This window comes from Rhizobium sp. S96 (genome assembly GCF_030382195.1).
Classification (GTDB): Bacteria; Pseudomonadota; Alphaproteobacteria; order Rhizobiales; family Rhizobiaceae; genus Rhizobium.
Genome location: NZ_JAUDRY010000040.1, coordinates 1 through 563, shown reverse-complemented (window position 1 = coordinate 563; position 563 = coordinate 1). Strand labels below are relative to the sequence as shown.

At 50.8% G+C, this 563-nt stretch carries 1 protein-coding gene; it reads right to left on the bottom strand.

Going from position 1 to position 563, the window contains the following annotated elements; translation table 11 throughout:
• Window positions 1-13 precede the first annotated feature (13 nt).
• Window positions 14-448 (bottom strand): IS200/IS605 family transposase, encoded by a 435-nt coding sequence (tnpA, locus tag QTL94_RS26285; RefSeq protein WP_065692567.1) that lies wholly within the window; start codon window positions 446-448, stop codon window positions 14-16.
• Window positions 449-563: the final 115 nt, after the last annotated feature.

Below are 563 nucleotides of genomic sequence, written 5' to 3'. Positions count from 1 at the left end.
GTTTTGCTATAGGTTAGTAGCTAGTGTTAAACAGGTCGGCAAAGTCGGAAGCTTTGTCGGCCTTTTCTTGATTACGGATATATCGTCTGACGACCTGCTCATCATAGCCAGCCGTAGACACGAAGTACCCACGCGCCCAAAAGTGATAGCCTTTGTAGCGCCGCTTGCGGGCATATTTATTGGCCACGTAAAGGGCTGTTTTGCCCTTCAAGAAGCCGACGATGTGCGACACCGAATACTTCGGTGGGATCGATATCAGCATATGCACATGGTCGGGCATCAAGTGCCCTTCCTCGATCCGGCAGTCCTTTTGTTGAGCAAGCCTGTGCAGCAAGTCACCCAACTCACGGCGCAAGTCCCCGTAAAGTCGTTTGGTTCGGTACTTGCTTGAAAACACCACGTGATATTTGCAGTCCCACGTCGCGTGGGATTGTGATCGCTCATCCATAAAACCTCCGTTCTATGTCTCGGCCAGCATAACGGTCCAAGCACGGAGGTCTCTCAATCACAATGTAGAACACGTCCAGTCCTCCACCGAAGGTGGAGGTTTATTTTGCTTACAA

Coding starts and splice junctions, on each gene's coding strand:
- tnpA (WP_065692567.1), bottom strand. CDS start 448: ATGGATGAGCGATCACAATCCCACGCGACGTGGGACTGCAAATATCAC.